At 67.3% G+C, this 1,030-nt stretch carries 1 protein-coding gene; it reads right to left on the reverse strand.

From position 1 onward, the window contains the following. Positions 1 to 1,030: RNA-guided endonuclease InsQ/TnpB family protein (locus H9Y04_RS45725; protein WP_187820161.1), on the reverse strand; the 1,030-nt coding region annotated here is incomplete at both ends.

The following is a 1,030-nucleotide window of genomic DNA, read 5'->3' on the forward strand; positions in this document are numbered from 1 at the left end:
GGGGGCTTCTCGGCTCGCGCCGGGAAGCTTCCTGCTTCATAGCCGACTGCCCGCCCGGCCTACGCCGTTGGGGTCTTACACCAGCTCCACAGGCCGTAACCGCCAGTCCGGCGGCCAGAAGGTTCCGTGCTGCGTTCACGTCACGGTCATGGGTCGTGCCGCAGTCACACGTCCACTCACGCACGCTGAGCGGCATCTTGCCCTGCAAGGTGCCGCAGGCCGAGCACAGTTTGGAGGAGGGGAAGAAGCGATCCACGACCACAACGTGCCGCCCATACCACTGGGCTTTGTATTCGAGCATCGTGCGGAACTGATGCCAGGCCGCGTCCGAGATCGCTCGGGCGAGACGGTGGTTCCTCAGCATGTTCCGCACGGTCAGGTCCTCGATCACGACCACTTGGTTTTCGTGGACGAGTCGAGTCGTCAACTGGTGCAGCACGTCACGGCGCCGGTCCGTGATGCGTGCGTGGATCTTCGCGACCTTGCGCCTGGCCTTGGCCCGGTTCGCGCCGTCGCCGTCGGCCTTCTTCGCGAGGCGACGCTGGGCCAGGGCGAGGCGGGCGCGGTCGCGGCGTTCGTGCCGGGGGTTGGCGATCTTCTCGCCGGTGGACAGGGTCAGCAGGTGGTCCAGGCCGACGTCCACGCCGACCGCCGCATCGGTGGCGGGCAGCGGTCCGATCGTCGGGTCCTCGCACAGCAGGGACACGAACCAGCGCCCCGCCGCGTCCTGGGACACCGTCACCGTGGACGGTGCCGCGTCCTGGGGCAGCGGGCGGTGCCACCGGATGTCCAAAGGCCCGGCCATTTTCGCGAGCGTCAGCTTGCCGTTCCGGAACCGGAAAGCGCTGGTGGTGTACTCGGCGGACTTACGGGACTTCTTCCGCGTCTTGAAGCGCGGGTACTTGGCCCGCTTGGCGAAGAAATTCGTGAACGCCGTCTGCAAGTGCCGCAGGCACTGCTGCAACGGCACCGCCGACACCTCGTTGAGGAACGCCAGTTCCTCGGTCCTCTTCCACGCCGTCAGCATCGC

This window comes from Streptomyces polyasparticus, from assembly GCF_014493765.1.
Taxonomy (GTDB): domain Bacteria; phylum Actinomycetota; class Actinomycetes; order Streptomycetales; family Streptomycetaceae; genus Streptomyces; species Streptomyces polyasparticus.